We start from the raw sequence: 12,998 nt of genomic DNA, 5'->3' as shown, positions 1-12,998 counted from the left end.
CATAGCGCCTCAGCGGCGCTGGCGCGCGTCCCAGGCGGCCTGCATCGCCAGCTCCATGGCGCGCGGGTTCTGCATCAGGGCGGCGCGTGTGTCACGGGCCCGCTGGTCGACCAGGATCTCCTCCTCGCCGGCCGCGATGCCGGCCAGGACGCCGCGGGCGATATCGGCCGGGCTCTCCTTCGGCATGCTGAGATGCGCCGTCATGCCGGTATCGACATAGCCGAAATAGGCGCCGTGCACGGCGGTGCCCTGCGCCTTCAGCTCGTGGCGGATGCCGTGGGTCAGCGATGTTTCCGCCGCCTTGGAGGCGCAGTACGATCCCTGCATCGGCACGTTGAACATCGCCGCCACCGACAGCACGTTGACGATGGCACCGCCGCCATTCGCTTTCAGGACGGGGGCGAAGGCACGGCACATGCGGAGCGTGCCGAAATAGTTGGTCGCCATCTCGGCCTCGGCATTCTCGAGCGTCGGCGCTTCGAGCAACGGTGTGAAGGCGGCGATGCCGGCATTGTTGATCAGCAAGGTGACGTCGCGGCATGTCGCGGCTGCGGCCGCCACTTGGTCATCCTGCGTCACGTCGAGCCTGACCGGCACGAGGCCGGCGCCGGTGATCGCCGCCGGGTCGCGGGCTGCCCCATAGACCTTGGCGGCGCCGGAAGCGAGCAGCGCCTTGGCCAGCTCGGCGCCGATGCCGCGATTGGCGCCGGTCACCAGCGCGATGGACCCTTTGATCTGCATGCGTGTCACCTCGATTGCTGCGCCGATGTTACCTCCACTTCGATGCGCGCAAGCAATCGGTTGCGCGGCTTCCGCCAGCGCGGCAGAAAGGTCGAAAGGGGCGCGTGAGCCGGCCCGGGAGGAAGCGATGACGGTCAACTATATCGACCTCTACGATCGCGCCGCGCGCATCGCGGGCGACCGTGCCGCGCTGATCGACGACGGCGGCAGTATCAGCTACGCCGCGCTGACCGCGCTCACCAACCGCTTTGCCAATGCACTGGTCGCGGGCGGCTTCGGGCCCTCGACGCGCTTCGCGCTGTTCAGTCCGAATTGCAGTGCGGCGATGGTCGCCATGCTGGGCGGGCTGCGCGCCGGCGGCGCCTGGTGCAACATCAACCTGCGCAACGCCATCGCCACCAATATCGACATCCTGGCGCGCGGCGGCTGCGAGGCGCTGTTCTTCCACTCCTCCACCGCCGAGCTGGTCGAGCAGATCCGGGCCGGCGTGAAGACGCTCCGCTTCGTCATCTGCATCGACCGGGACCTGCCGGGCTTCCCCTCGCTCGCCACCGTCGCCGGCGAAGGCAGCGGCGCAGCCGTCAATGTTCGCCTCGCGCCCGGCGAGATCGGCTTCCAGGGCTCGACCGGCGGCACCACCGGCGCGCCCAAGATCACCCAGGGCGATCCGGGCTTCCTCGCCTGGAACACCATCGGCTTCATGACCGAGCTGCAATTCGGCGGCACGCCACCGGTCAACCTCGCCGTCGCGCCGATCACCCATGCCGGCGGCATCGTCGCCATGGCGACGCTCGCGATGGGCGGCACCGTGGTGCTGATGCCGGCGGTCGATCTCGGCAAGCTGCTGGAGGCGGTGGAGCGCTACCGCGTGTCGCTGCTGTTCCTGCCGCCGACCGTGATCTACATGCTGATGAACCACCCGAAGGTGCGGCAGACCGATTTCTCCTCGCTGCGCTACCTGATGTCGGCGGCAGCGCCGTTCGCGGTGGAGAAGATCGCCCAGGCGCATGAGATCTTCGGGCCGGTGATCTGCCAGAGCTTCGGGCAGACCGAATCGGGCTTCCCGCTCACCTTCATGCCGCCCTGGGCGGTGACCGAGGCGCTGCGGAATCCCGCGCATGCCGGCCGCCTCAAATCGGTCGGCCTGCCGACGCCGAACGTCGCGGCGATCGAGATCATGGACGACCAGGGGCGGCTGCTGCCGCCCGGCGAGGTCGGCGAGATCGTCATGCAGGGGCCGACCGCCATGCTGCGCTATGTCAACGATCCGGAAGCGACAGTGGCCATCAAGGCCGGCGGCTGGCAGCATACCGGCGATCTCGGCTTCCGTGACCGGGACGGCTTCATCTATGTCAGCGACAGGAAGCGCGACCTGATCATCTCCGGCGGCTTCAACGTCTTTCCGCTGGAGGTGGAGCAGGTGCTGGTCGCGCATCCCGCCGTGCAGGATTGCGCGGTGATCGGCGTGCCGGACGAGAAATGGGGCGAGGCGGTGACGGCGGTGGTCGAGCTGGCGCCCGGCGGGCGCGCGACGCCGGCGGAGCTGATCCAGCTCTGTCGCGACCGGCTCGGCCCCGTCATGGCGCCGAAGCATGTCGAGTTCATCGAGGCGCTGCCGCGCAGCGCCGTCGGCAAGGTGCTGAAGCGCGAGCTGCGCGAACGCTACTGGAAAGGCAAGGCAGGCCGCATATGACCAACCCTCTCAAGGGCATTCGCGCCAGGCTGCGCCTGCCCCTGATCGCGGCGCCAATGTTCCTCGTCTCCGGCACCGCGCTGGTCAAGGCGGCCTGCCGCGAAGGCGTGATCGGCGCCTTCCCGACGGCCAATTGCCGCACGCCCGAGGAACTCGACCGTTGGGGCGACGAGATCGTCGGCGATCTCAAGCGCCACGAGGACGCGACCGGCAAGCCGGCGGCGCCGTGGTGCCCGAACCTGATCGTGCACCGCTCCAACCCGCGCGTGCCGGACGACCTGCGCGTGCTGCTGCGGCACCGGCCGGAACTCGTCATCACCAGCGTCGGCACGCCGGCACCGGTGATCGGCCCGCTGCACGATATCGGCGCGCTGGTGCTGGCCGACGTGGCGACCATCCAGCATGCGGAGAAGGCGATTGCCGCCGGCGCGGACGGGCTCGTGCTGCTGACCGCCGGCGCGGGCGGGCAGACCGGCTGGCTCAACCCCTTCGCCTTCGTCCGCGCGGTGCGCGCCTTCTTCGCCGGCCCGATCGTATTGGCCGGCGGCATCTCCGACGGCCAGGCGCTACGCGCGGCGGAGGCGCTGGGCTGCGACCTCGCTTATATGGGCACGCGCTTCATCGCCACGGCCGAGAGCCTGGCGCCGGACGGCTACAAGCAGATGCTGGTCGGCGCCACCGCCAATGACATCTTGCTCACCCGCGCCTTCACCGGCTTGCAGACCAACATGCTGAAGCCCTCCATCGCTGCCGCCGGCCTCGACCCAGATGCGCTGCCCGAGCGCGGCACGATCGACGTCGCCAAGGACATCTCGATCGAGGCGCGCGAGAGCCGGCCGAAACGCTGGAAGGACATCTGGAGCGCCGGCCACAGCGTCAGCGGCGTCAGCGCGATCGTCCCGGTCGCCGATCTGGTGACGCAGACGGAACGCGAATACCGCGCGTCGATCAGCGCCTGAGGCTCTCGATCAGCATCGCCATCCCCTGGCCGCCGCCGAGGCACATGGAGATCACGGCGTAGCGCCCGCCGGTGTCGGCGAGATGGTGCATGGCGGTAATGGTCATGCGCACGCCGGTTGCGCCCGGCGGATGGCCGATGGAGATGCCGCCGCCATAGAGGTTGGTCGCGTCGCGCGGGATGCCGAGCTGTCGCTCGGCATGCAGGTTCACCACCGCGAAGGCCTCGTTGATCTCGAAATAGTCGATATCGCCGACCTTGAGGCCTTGGCGGTCGAGCAGCTTGCGGATCGCCGGCACCGGGCCGCTGCCCATGATCCGCGGCGGCACGCCGACGGCGGTCCAGTCCACGATCCGCGCCTCCGGCGCAAGGCCCTTGCGCTCGGCCGCCGCGCGGTCGGCCACCACCAGGAAGGCGGCGCCGTCGGTCACGCCCGAGGAAGATCCCGCGGTCACCTTGCCGCCGTCGCGGAAGGCGGGCTTGAGCTGGCGCAGCTTTTCGCGCGTTACCTCGGTGCGCGGGAACTCGTCGGTATCGAAGCGGCGCGTGCCGCCCCCTTCCGGCACCTCGATCGGCACGATCTGCCGCGCCAGGAAGCCGGAGCGGATGGCGGCGCCGGCGCGCTGCTGGCTCATCAGGCCCCAATCGTCCATCGGCTCGCGTTCATACTGGAACTCCTCGGCCAGGTTCTCCGCCGTCTCGCCCATATATTCCTGGCTGAACGGGCAGCGATAGGCCCAGTCCAGCTGGTCTTCCATCGTCAGAGGGCCGCGCCTGGTGCCGTAGCGCGCCGTGGTCACGACGTGCGGCATGCGGCTGTAGTTCTCGCCGCCGCCGGCCAGCGCGACCTCGCTCTGCCCCTCCTTGATCTGCTGGCCGGCCGAGATCAGGGCCTGCAGACCGGTGCCGCAGGCGCGAATGACATTCAGCGCCGGCACTTCCTCCGGCAGGCCCGCCTTGATGCCCACCACGCGGCCGCCGAACAACGTGTCGCGATCGGGGAACAGTGTGCTGCTGAACACGAAATGGTCGAAATCGCCGGGCTTGAGCCCCGAACGGGCGATGGAGGCGCGGGCCGCGTGCGCGGCGAGGTCGGTCAGCGGCACTTCGCGCAGCGACTTGCCGAAATCGCCGAACGGCGTGCGCGCCCCGGCGGCCAGCACGGTTTCCTGTGCCATGATCTCTCCTTCCTCTAGACGATGGTGACGGCCAGCGCCCCGACGCCGCGCAGGATCAGCGAATCGTGCCAGTCGAGCCTGTCGGTGGCCAGCCGCAGGGCGGGAAAGCGCCCGATCAGCTGCCGGGCGGCGATCTGGGCCTCCAGTCGCGCCAGGGGCGCGCCCAGACAGAAATGGATGCCGTGACCGAAGGTCAGGTGCGGATTGGGGTTGCGGCCGATATCGAACCGCTCGGCCTCGGCGAACTGGGCCGGATCGCGGTTCGCCGCATTGGCAAAGGCGAAGACGCGCTCGCCCGCCTTGAGCCGCTTGCCGCCGAGCTCATGGTCGCGGGCAACGACGCGGGCGAGGGCGCCGGTCGGCCCGTCATAGCGGAGCCATTCCTCCACCGCGCTTTCGATCAGCGATGGCGAGGCCCGCAGGCGCTCCCACTGGTCGCGGTGTCGAAGGTTATAGAGAATGCCGTTGCCGATCAGGTTGGTCGTCGTCTCGTGCCCGGCGAAGAGCAGCAGGATGCAGGTGCCGATCACCTCGTCGGCGGAGAGCGCCTCGCGCTCGTCGCTGGCCAGCACCAGCCGGCTGATCATGTCCTCCTCCGGCACCGCGGCGCGCCGGTCGACGAGTGTCCGGAAGTAGTCGGACATCGCTCTCGCGCCGGCCTCGGCGCGGGCATATTTGTCGCCCGCCACCTGCGCGGTGCCGATGAAAAGCGCGATATCGTCGGACCAGACCTTCACCCGTCGCAGGTCGTCCCGCGGCACGCCGAGCAGATCCATGATCACCGTCGCCGGCAGCGGATAGGCGAAGTCAGCGATCCAGTCGATCGGCTCGCCCTTCGCCGCCTTCGCAGCCATGCCGTCGAGCAGCAGCGCCACGATCTCTTCGACGTTCGGGCGCAGCGCCTCCACCGCGCTCGGCGTGAACACCTTGTTGAACAGGCGCCGCAGGCGGGTGTGATCCGGCGGATCCTTGAACACCATCCAATGGTTCAGATAGCGCATTAGGTGCTCGACGCGTCCCTGCCGCGCCGGCTGGGCGGCGAAGAAGGGGGTGAGCCGGTCGGCCGAGATTGCGCTGTTGTCGAGGGCGACCCGCTTCACATCGTCGTAGCGCGTCACGATCCAGGCCTTCATCGCCGGCGACCAGTGCACCGGATCCTCCTCGCGCAGCCGCGCAAAGGCCGGGAACGGGTCGGCGTTGACGGCGGGATCGCCCAGATCGAACACGAAGGCCATGGCGCGCTCGCGGCACATGCGGGAGGCGGCAGGCTAGCGACAGGGGATCGACCAAACAAGTGTTTGTTTGGTATAGTGCGCTATGACAGCCGCCGCGATGACGGCCAGGGACGCCGGCAATCGACGAGGAGAGATTCTGGAAGCGGCGGCGCGACACTTCGCGCATGGCGGCTTCGACGCCGCCTCCATGCGCGATATCGCGCACGATGCCGGCATGCTCGCGGGCTCGATTTACTATCACTTCCGCTCCAAGGACGAGCTGATCGCGGCGGTCTATGCGGTCGGGGTCGAGCAGGTCGTCGCCGCCGTCGAGACGGCGCTCGAGGGCAAGCGCGATCCCTGGGCGCGGGTCGAGGCGGCCGCCGTCGCGCATCTCGAGGCGCTGCTCGCCAAAAGCCCGTTTCCCGCCGTCCTCATCGTCGATCTCACCCGGCTGTCGCCCGCCCTGCGGAGGCGGCTGGTCGGGCTCCGCGATCGCTACGAGCGCCGTTTCGCCGAGTTGATGGCGGCGCTGCCGCTCCCGTCCGGGGCCGATCGCGGGCTGCTGCGGCTCCAGCTCCTCGGCTCGCTCAACTGGACGCCGACCTGGTATCGGCCGGGCGGGGCAAAACCCGCGGAGATCGCGCGCAGCTTCGTCCGCGCCCTTCGCAGGGGTTGAGCGCAAATCTGCTTTACAAGCAGCGGCCGCCCGGATACATCCAGGCCATGCGTCGCTCGACCGACAAGCGCACCACCACCTCGACCAAAACCCCCGCCGGGGTCGTGGAGGCGTGCGCGCGCTGATCGAAGCCGCATAACAGCCACCCAGGCCCCGCCGGATCGGACGGGGCCTTTTTCATGCGCGGCGCCCGTCTCCTCCGGCTCTGACGACGGAGACGAAAGATGCGACCGAGTAACCCAGAGCCCGCTCAAGATCGAAGACCGGCCGTTGCCATCGTCGGCGCCACCGGCGCCGTCGGCGTGGAGATCGCCGGCTGTCTGGAACGCCGGGGCTTCCCGCTGTCCCGCCTGCGGCTGCTCGCCTCCGCCCGCTCGGCCGGCAAGCGCGTGGCGTTCCGCGGTGAGCAGATCGAGGTCGATGCGCTGACCGAGAAGAGCTTCGCTGGCATCGACATCGCGCTGTTTTCGGCCGGCGGCGCCATCTCCCGCCAATATGCGCCGGCCGCCGTGCGCGCCGGCGCCGTCGTGGTCGACAATTCCTCGGCCTTCCGCATGGATGCCGGGGTGCCGCTGGTGATCCCCGAGATCAACGCGGAAGCGATCGCCCGCCACCGCGGCATCATCGCCAACCCGAACTGCGTCGCCATCGTGGCGATGACGCCGCTCTGGCCGTTGCACCGCGCCAACCCGATCCGCCGCATCGTGCTGGCGAGCTATCAGGCGGCTTCCGGCGGCGGCGCGGCGATGATGCAGGAGCTGCGCGATGCGACGGCGGCCTATCTCGATGGCCGGCCGTTCCAGCCCCAGGTGCTGCGTCACGACTACGCCTTCAACCTGTTCAGCCACAACACCAAGGTCGACCCCGCGACCGGCTATAACGAGGAGGAGACCAAGGTGGTGGCGGAGACGCGCAAGATCTTCGGCGAGTCGGGCCTGCGCATCTCGCCGACCTGCATCCGCGTGCCGGTGCTGCGCGCGCATGCCGCGGCGCTCACCGTCGAATGCGAGCATCCGATCGGCCCGGAGGAGGTTCGCGCCATCATGGAGCGTGCGCCGGGCGTGCGCGTGGTCGACGACCCTGTGGCCAATTACTTCCCGATGCCGAAGGACGCCTCGGGCCAGGACGACATTCTGGTCGGGCGCATCCGCCAGGATATCGGCGATCCGTCGGGCCGCACCGTCGCGCTGTTCGTCTGCGGCGACCAGCTGCTGAAGGGCGCGGCGCTCAATGCGGTGCAGATCGCCGAGCGCCTGCCGATCGTGCAGGCCGCGGCCGCTTCGGCGCGGGAGGCCGCCAATGCCTGAGATCGTCCGGATGTCCACGGAGGAGCTGGCGGGCTTCCGCCAGCGCCTCCAGACGGAGTACGACGCCTTCCGCGCCCAGGGGCTCAGGCTCGACATGACGCGCGGCAAGCCGGCGCCGGAACAGCTCGACCTCGCCACTGCGCTGCTCGGTTCGCCCGGCAATGATTGGCGCGCCGCCGATGGCAGCGACGTGCGCAATTATTTCGGCGACCTGCGCGGCCTGCCGGAGACGCGGGCGATCTTCGCCGACATGCTGGGCGTTCCGGTGGAGCGCATCCTGATCGGCGGCAATTCCTCGCTGGCGCTGATGCACGACAGCATCGTCTATGCGCTGCTGCACGGCGTGCCCGGCGGGCGCGGGCCGTGGTCGCAGCAGGGCGAGATCGCATTCCTCTGCCCGGTGCCGGGCTATGACCGGCATTTCGGCCTGTGCGAGGGCTATGGCATCCGCATGATCCCGGTGCCGCTGACCGGGCGCGGGCCGGACATGGCCGTCGTGGAACGCCTCGTCGCCCAGGACGCCTCGATCAAGGGCATCTGGTGCGTGCCGAAATACTCCAACCCGACCGGCGAGATCTATGCGCCCGAGGTGGTGGAGCGGCTCGCCGCCATGCGCGCCGCGGCGCCGGATTTCCGCATCTTCTGGGACAATGCCTATGCCGCGCACCACCTGACCGCGACGCGGCACGAGGTGGCCAATATCGCCCAGGCCTGCGCCCGCGCCGGCCACCCGGACCGCGTCTTCATCTTCGCCTCCACCTCGAAGGTCACCTTCGCAGGCTCGGGCCTGGCGCTGTTCGCGGCCTCGCGCAACAACCTCGACTGGTTCATGACACATATGGGCCGGCGCACCATCGGCGCGGACAAGGTGAACCAGCTCCGCCATGCGCGGCTCTTGCGCGACGGCGCCGGATTGCTGGCGCATATGGAACAGCACCGCGCGCTGCTGGCGCCGAAATTCGCCGCGGTGCAACAGGTGCTGCAGGCACGTCTCGGCGGCACCGGCCTTGCCACCTGGACCAAGCCGGAAGGCGGCTATTTCGTCAGCCTCGACGTGCAGGACGGCCTGGCCAAGCGCGTGGTCCAGCTTGCGACGCAGGCCGGCATCGCCATGGTGCCGGCCGGCCGAACCTTTCCCTATGGCCAGGACCCGCGCGACCGCAACATCCGCCTGGCGCCGAGCTTCCCGTCGGTGGAAGAGGTGCGGCAGGCCGTCGAGGGCATCGCTCTTTCCGTGCTTCTCGCGGGCACGGAGGCGGCGGAGCAGCAGCGGGCGGCTTAGCCAATCACGTCGTGCCCGGGCTTGTCCCGGGCATCCACGCCGTCGGGCAGTGCTGCGGAAAGCCGTGGGTACCCGGGACAAGCCCGGGCACGACGATGTTTGCTTGGAGCTGCGCCTACTCCACCTTCGCCTTCTTGGCCGAGGCCTCGACCACCGGGATTTCGTGGTCGGCGAGGGGCTTCATGTACTTCTTCCGCTTGAGCGCCGCCTCGATATAGGGCGCGAGCTCGGCCTGCTTGCGGGCCTCGTTCGCCTCGCGCTTGGCGGCGAATTCGGGCAGCACCTCCTTGGCGAAGCGCTCCAGCGATTCGCAGATATGCGCGTTGGAGTTCCGGCCCGCCTGCTGCAGCAGAATGATCTGGTCGACGCCGACCTTCTCGTATTCGCCGATATGCCGGCGGAACTCGTCAGGCGTGCCAATGCCGGGGGCCGAGTTGAGGTCGCGGCCAAGCTCGAGCCGGCCGGTCTTGCGCCGCTCCTGGAATTCCTCCCACAGCCTGGAGCGGCCGGGCCGCGTGTCCTGCGCGACGAGGGCGTTGATCGAATAGCCGAAGAACTCGAAGCCCTCCTGGCCGCGCCGCACCGCCTCCGCCTTGTCGGGATGGATCGAGAAGGCCGAGACCATGGCGATATTGGCGTTGACGCGATGGCCGAGCGGCACGCATTGGTCGCTCTTGATGATGCCGTAATAGATGTCGGCCCATTTCTTCGCCTCCTCCGGATCGAGGAAGGAGAAGGCGAGGGCGCCGAGGCCGAGGGAGGCCGCCACCTTGATCGTGTCGCGGTTGGTGCAGGCCATCCACATCGGCGGATGCGGCTTCTGCAAGGGCTTGGGCAGCACGTTGCGCGCCGGCATCGAGAAGCTCTCGCCCTGGAAACCCGGATAGGGCTCCATCACCATCATGTTGGCGATCTGCTCGGCCGCTTCCAGCGAGTAGCTGCGCTTGAACTTGGCCGGAATGCCGAAGCCGCCGAGCTCGAGCCGGGTCGCGCCCTCGCCGATGCCGAGATCGACCCGGCCGGAGGAGACGAGGTCGAGCGAGGCCACCACCTCGGCGGTGCGGGCGGGGTGGTTGTAGTTGGCGATCACCTGACGGATGCCGTGGCCGAGCCGGATCCGCTTGGTGCGGCCGGCGGCGGCGGAGAGGAACACTTCCGGCGCCGAGCAATGCGAATATTCCTCGAGGAAGTGATGCTCGACCGCCCAGGCATGGTCGATGCCGAGCTGGTCGGCGAGCTGGATCTGGTCGAGCGCTTCCTGGAAAAGCTTGTGCTCGCTGTCCTGCGCCCACGGGCGCGGCAGCTGCAGCTCATAAAACACGCCGAACTTCATGGGTGGTTCCTCCAGATTTCTTGGTTACTTCCGGCGGCCGTCCTTGGTGGCGCCGCTGGCAATCAGCTTGTCGATCTCGCCGCCGGAGAAGCCGGCCTCCTTCAGGATCTCTACGCTGTGCTCGCCGAGATTGGGCTGCAGCCGCGTCACCTCGGGCTTGGTGCGGCTGAAGCGCGTCGGCACGTCGGGCATGCGGATGCGGCCCTCGGTCGGGTGCTCGACCTCCTTCCAGAAATCCGTCGCCTTGAGCTGCGCGTCCTCGAACAGGTCTTCCAGGCTGTTGACCGGCCCGTGCGGCACGTTCGAATCCTTGAGCAGCGCGTTCCACTCGGCATTGGTGCGGGTGGCGCAGATCTCGGCGAGGGTTGCATAGACGACTTCGATATTGGCGAGCCGTGTCGCCAGCGACTGGAAGCGCGGATCGGCCATGATGTCGTTGCGATCGATCAGCTTGCAGAACTCCTTCCAATGCCCATCGGTATAGGGCAGCAGGGCGAAATAGCCGTCCTTGGAGGGATAGGGCCGCCGCTCCTTGTTGAGCAGGCGCTTGTAGCCGGCGGTTTCGATCGCCGGCAGGAAAGTCTCGCCGTAGAGATGCTCGACCATGACGTAGGAGACCAGGCTCTCGAACATCGGCACCTCGACCGCCTGGCCCTGGCCCGACTTCTCGCGCTCGTACAGCGCGGCGAGCACGGCGGCGAGCACGGCGTTGGAGCTCGTCTTGTCGGCGACGATGGTGGGCAGGAAGCGCGGCGCGCCGGCCACCACGGTCTGCAGCATGGCAAGGCCCGAGCCCGCCTGGATGATGTCGTCATAGGCGGCCTTGGCGCCCATCGGCCCGGCGGCGCGATAGCCATAGGTGGCGAGATAGATCAGCCGCGGGTTGATCTTGGCGAAGACCTCATAACTAAGCTTGAGCCGCGCCGCCGGCTCGGGGCGGTAGTTGTGCATCAGCACGTCGGCGGTCTCGGCCAGCTTGAACAGCGCGTTGCGGCCGTCATCCTTCTTCAGGTCCAACACGATCGAGCGCTTGGAGCGGTTGCAGCCGAGGAAGAAGGCGGCCATGCCGGGATTGCGCTTCGGCCCGAGCTGGCGCGTGGTGTCGCCCTCCGGCGGCTCGATCTTGACGATGTCGGCGCCGAGATCGCCCAGCTGCTGCGCCGCCCAGGGCCCGAGCACGACCGACGTGCAATCCAGGATGCGCACGCCCGCCAAGGGTCCAGCCATTTGTTTCCTCCCGAAATACGCCCGCAATCCGGCCCGGAACCCCCGGGCCGGGCCTGAGAATAGCGGAACGGCGGCCCGAGTCTCGCGGCCCGTCGCCGCGCTCAGCCGGGCTGGCGCACCTTTACCTCGCCAGCGACGTTATCCACGGTGACGTAGGTGTCGTAGTAGGTCACCGTCGGCTCGGCGCCGAAGCGCTCGGCCATCTGCTTGCGCCAGGCCGGGGTGTACCAGGCCTCGGCGGCTTCCCGGCTGACCCAGGTATAGATCCCGCCGCCGCCGGCATCGCCGTTCAGGTAGTCCTTGCGCAGCAATCCCTTCGCGGCGAGGCCCTGATAGGTCGGGGCCGTCGCGGTGGCCGATTTGATCGCATCACTGGGGCTGCGCTTCGGCATTGGAATCTGTACGACGGCGATGATCATAGGGATCTCCCTCAAACACACTATCCAATCACAGCCAGCTGCGCTCTGAGAGTCGGGCCAACCATCTCGCGGATCTGCGCGCCCGCTTCACCGGGGCGCGGCAGGTTTTCAAGAAAGGACACGGATATAAGCTCCTGCAGCTCGTCGTCACCGCGTGAATATGATTCTTCGAGATGTGCCAAGATGTCACGTAGCTCTCGCCGCCGGGGAAAATCGCTCCCGCTCGCTGCGGGGAGTAGGGAAACGATATGCCGCGTAACATCGCCGAAAAACAGGTGCGGTAAGATCTCTTCGAAGTCTTCGATATGCTCTTTAAGCAGTGCATCGAGAGTTGGGAACCGCGCCACCATCGACCTGATGAATGATACCGACGGCATACTCATGAGGCTCCTCTCACGTCAGCCGAGCAGGGTGCGGCGCCAGAACGCTAGCATGTCGTCGCGGAACAGCGTGGCCTGATCGCCCTCGGTGCCGAGCGATGCGCCCTTCACGCCGTAGCCCGCCTTCAGCGCATAGACCATGATGTCGCGGTCGACCAGCTTCGGGTCCGGCCGGTCGCCGGTCGGGTGGATGAAGGCGCCATCGTCGGCGATATAGGCGGTCGGCGCGCCGGGCGAGACCGAGGCTTCCGCAATGCGCCAGACGGGCACGCCGCGGTCGAAGCTGTGCGCCGCGCCCGCCACCAGCCGCATCGTCGCGCGCCCGCCGCGCAGCCGCATCGCCTGCACATGGCCCTGCACCTGCTGCGGCAGGCACCATTCGTCGCGGTCGCCCATCAGCACATGCACGACCGTGTCGCCGATATCGGGATCGAGGAACTGGTGGCCGGACCAGGGATAGGCGGCGAGCACGCCGGCGAGGCGCGGGCGCTCGCCCAGCACGGCGCCGGCGAAGCGGCGGGCGGCGGCGGTCAGCACCGCGGCGCCGCCGCGGCTGTGGCCTTGCGCGCCGATCCGGTCGGCGTCGA

13 protein-coding genes are annotated in these 12,998 nt (G+C 68.5%); 5 read left to right on the top strand and 8 right to left on the bottom strand.

The annotated features are described in order from the left end of the window. Positions 1 to 9: 9 nt before the first annotated feature. The gene (locus DT074_RS23550) at positions 10 to 741 is read right to left on the bottom strand and encodes an SDR family oxidoreductase (RefSeq protein ID WP_119422315.1); all 732 of its coding nucleotides are present in this window, start codon (positions 739 to 741) and stop codon (positions 10 to 12) included. A gap of 127 nt (positions 742 to 868) precedes the next feature. Here DT074_RS23550 and DT074_RS23545 point away from each other — a divergent pair, with 127 nt between their 5' ends. After that, a complete protein-coding gene (locus DT074_RS23545; RefSeq protein ID WP_162915146.1) occupies positions 869 to 2,434 on the top strand; it encodes a class I adenylate-forming enzyme family protein in 1,566 nt (521 codons plus the stop codon). Further along, positions 2,431 to 3,393 (top strand): NAD(P)H-dependent flavin oxidoreductase, encoded by a 963-nt coding sequence (locus tag DT074_RS23540; protein ID WP_119422313.1) that lies wholly within the window; start codon positions 2,431 to 2,433, stop codon positions 3,391 to 3,393. The genes DT074_RS23545 and DT074_RS23540 overlap by 4 nt, the downstream gene beginning before the upstream one ends. On the opposite strand, the gene DT074_RS23535 is transcribed toward DT074_RS23540, so the two are convergent. Continuing rightward, on the bottom strand, positions 3,383 to 4,570 hold the full coding sequence (locus DT074_RS23535; protein WP_119422312.1) for a thiolase family protein: 1,188 nt from the start codon (positions 4,568 to 4,570) through the stop codon (positions 3,383 to 3,385). The genes DT074_RS23540 and DT074_RS23535 overlap by 11 nt on opposite strands. A 14-nt stretch (positions 4,571 to 4,584) precedes the next feature. Beyond that, a complete protein-coding gene (locus tag DT074_RS23530) occupies positions 4,585 to 5,805 on the bottom strand; it encodes a cytochrome P450 (protein WP_119422332.1) in 1,221 nt (406 codons plus the stop codon). A 97-nt stretch (positions 5,806 to 5,902) separates the two neighbouring features. On the opposite strand from DT074_RS23530, the gene DT074_RS23525 reads away from it, so the two are divergent. The 3 genes from DT074_RS23525 to DT074_RS23515 all read left to right on the top strand — a co-directional run bounded on the left by DT074_RS23525 (position 5,903) and on the right by DT074_RS23515 (position 9,052). After that, positions 5,903 to 6,463 carry a TetR/AcrR family transcriptional regulator gene (locus DT074_RS23525; RefSeq protein ID WP_368744875.1) on the top strand — a complete coding sequence of 187 codons (561 nt, stop codon included), beginning with the start codon at positions 5,903 to 5,905 and terminating at the stop codon, positions 6,461 to 6,463. Positions 6,464 to 6,687: 224 nt separating this feature from the next. Next, complete coding sequence (locus tag DT074_RS23520; RefSeq protein WP_119422310.1) at positions 6,688 to 7,770, top strand: aspartate-semialdehyde dehydrogenase; 1,083 nt, start codon at positions 6,688 to 6,690, stop codon at positions 7,768 to 7,770. Further along, positions 7,763 to 9,052: an aspartate aminotransferase type Ic gene (locus DT074_RS23515; protein ID WP_119422309.1), complete on the top strand. Its 1,290-nt coding sequence runs from the start codon at positions 7,763 to 7,765 to the stop codon at positions 9,050 to 9,052. Before DT074_RS23520 ends, DT074_RS23515 begins: the two co-directional genes overlap by 8 nt. A gap of 115 nt (positions 9,053 to 9,167) precedes the next feature. Here the strand turns inward: DT074_RS23515 and DT074_RS23510 are convergent, their stop codons facing one another. From DT074_RS23510 to DT074_RS23490, 5 genes are all read right to left on the bottom strand, one after another. Beyond that, the gene (locus DT074_RS23510) at positions 9,168 to 10,385 is read right to left on the bottom strand and encodes an LLM class flavin-dependent oxidoreductase (RefSeq protein ID WP_119422308.1); all 1,218 of its coding nucleotides are present in this window, start codon (positions 10,383 to 10,385) and stop codon (positions 9,168 to 9,170) included. A 24-nt stretch (positions 10,386 to 10,409) separates the two neighbouring features. Further along, complete coding sequence (locus DT074_RS23505) at positions 10,410 to 11,612, bottom strand: CaiB/BaiF CoA transferase family protein (protein WP_119422307.1); 1,203 nt, start codon at positions 11,610 to 11,612, stop codon at positions 10,410 to 10,412. 101 nt (positions 11,613 to 11,713) lie between these two features. Beyond that, positions 11,714 to 12,031, bottom strand: coding sequence for a monooxygenase (locus DT074_RS23500; RefSeq protein ID WP_119422306.1), 318 nt, complete (start codon positions 12,029 to 12,031; stop codon positions 11,714 to 11,716). A gap of 20 nt (positions 12,032 to 12,051) precedes the next feature. Continuing rightward, positions 12,052 to 12,414 carry a DUF7674 family protein gene (locus DT074_RS23495; RefSeq protein ID WP_162915145.1) on the bottom strand — a complete coding sequence of 121 codons (363 nt, stop codon included), beginning with the start codon at positions 12,412 to 12,414 and terminating at the stop codon, positions 12,052 to 12,054. 15 nt (positions 12,415 to 12,429) lie between these two features. Then, positions 12,430 to 12,998, bottom strand: a 569-nt coding sequence (locus tag DT074_RS23490) for a dienelactone hydrolase family protein (RefSeq protein ID WP_368744874.1), incomplete at its 5' end; no start/stop codon positions are given.

This window comes from Desertibaculum subflavum, from assembly GCA_003576705.1.
Classification (GTDB): domain Bacteria; phylum Pseudomonadota; class Alphaproteobacteria; order Ferrovibrionales; family Ferrovibrionaceae; genus Desertibaculum; species Desertibaculum subflavum.
Note: the sequence above shows the minus strand (reverse complement) of the source record. Positions and strands in the feature narration are given on the sequence as shown.

What these genes read in the sequence shown, in the direction of transcription:
- DT074_RS23550 (WP_119422315.1), bottom strand. Translation starts at nt 741, where the DNA reads ATGCAGATCAAAGGGTCCATCGCGCTGGTGACCGGCGCCAATCGCGGC.
- DT074_RS23545 (WP_162915146.1), top strand. Translation starts at nt 869, where the DNA reads ATGACGGTCAACTATATCGACCTCTACGATCGCGCCGCGCGCATCGCG.
- DT074_RS23540 (WP_119422313.1), top strand. Translation starts at nt 2,431, where the DNA reads ATGACCAACCCTCTCAAGGGCATTCGCGCCAGGCTGCGCCTGCCCCTG.
- DT074_RS23535 (WP_119422312.1), bottom strand. Translation starts at nt 4,570, where the DNA reads ATGGCACAGGAAACCGTGCTGGCCGCCGGGGCGCGCACGCCGTTCGGC.
- DT074_RS23530 (WP_119422332.1), bottom strand. Translation starts at nt 5,805, where the DNA reads ATGGCCTTCGTGTTCGATCTGGGCGATCCCGCCGTCAACGCCGACCCG.
- DT074_RS23525 (WP_368744875.1), top strand. Translation starts at nt 5,903, where the DNA reads ATGACGGCCAGGGACGCCGGCAATCGACGAGGAGAGATTCTGGAAGCG.
- DT074_RS23520 (WP_119422310.1), top strand. Translation starts at nt 6,688, where the DNA reads ATGCGACCGAGTAACCCAGAGCCCGCTCAAGATCGAAGACCGGCCGTT.
- DT074_RS23515 (WP_119422309.1), top strand. Translation starts at nt 7,763, where the DNA reads ATGCCTGAGATCGTCCGGATGTCCACGGAGGAGCTGGCGGGCTTCCGC.
- DT074_RS23510 (WP_119422308.1), bottom strand. Translation starts at nt 10,385, where the DNA reads ATGAAGTTCGGCGTGTTTTATGAGCTGCAGCTGCCGCGCCCGTGGGCG.
- DT074_RS23505 (WP_119422307.1), bottom strand. Translation starts at nt 11,612, where the DNA reads ATGGCTGGACCCTTGGCGGGCGTGCGCATCCTGGATTGCACGTCGGTC.
- DT074_RS23500 (WP_119422306.1), bottom strand. Translation starts at nt 12,031, where the DNA reads ATGATCATCGCCGTCGTACAGATTCCAATGCCGAAGCGCAGCCCCAGT.
- DT074_RS23495 (WP_162915145.1), bottom strand. Translation starts at nt 12,414, where the DNA reads ATGAGTATGCCGTCGGTATCATTCATCAGGTCGATGGTGGCGCGGTTC.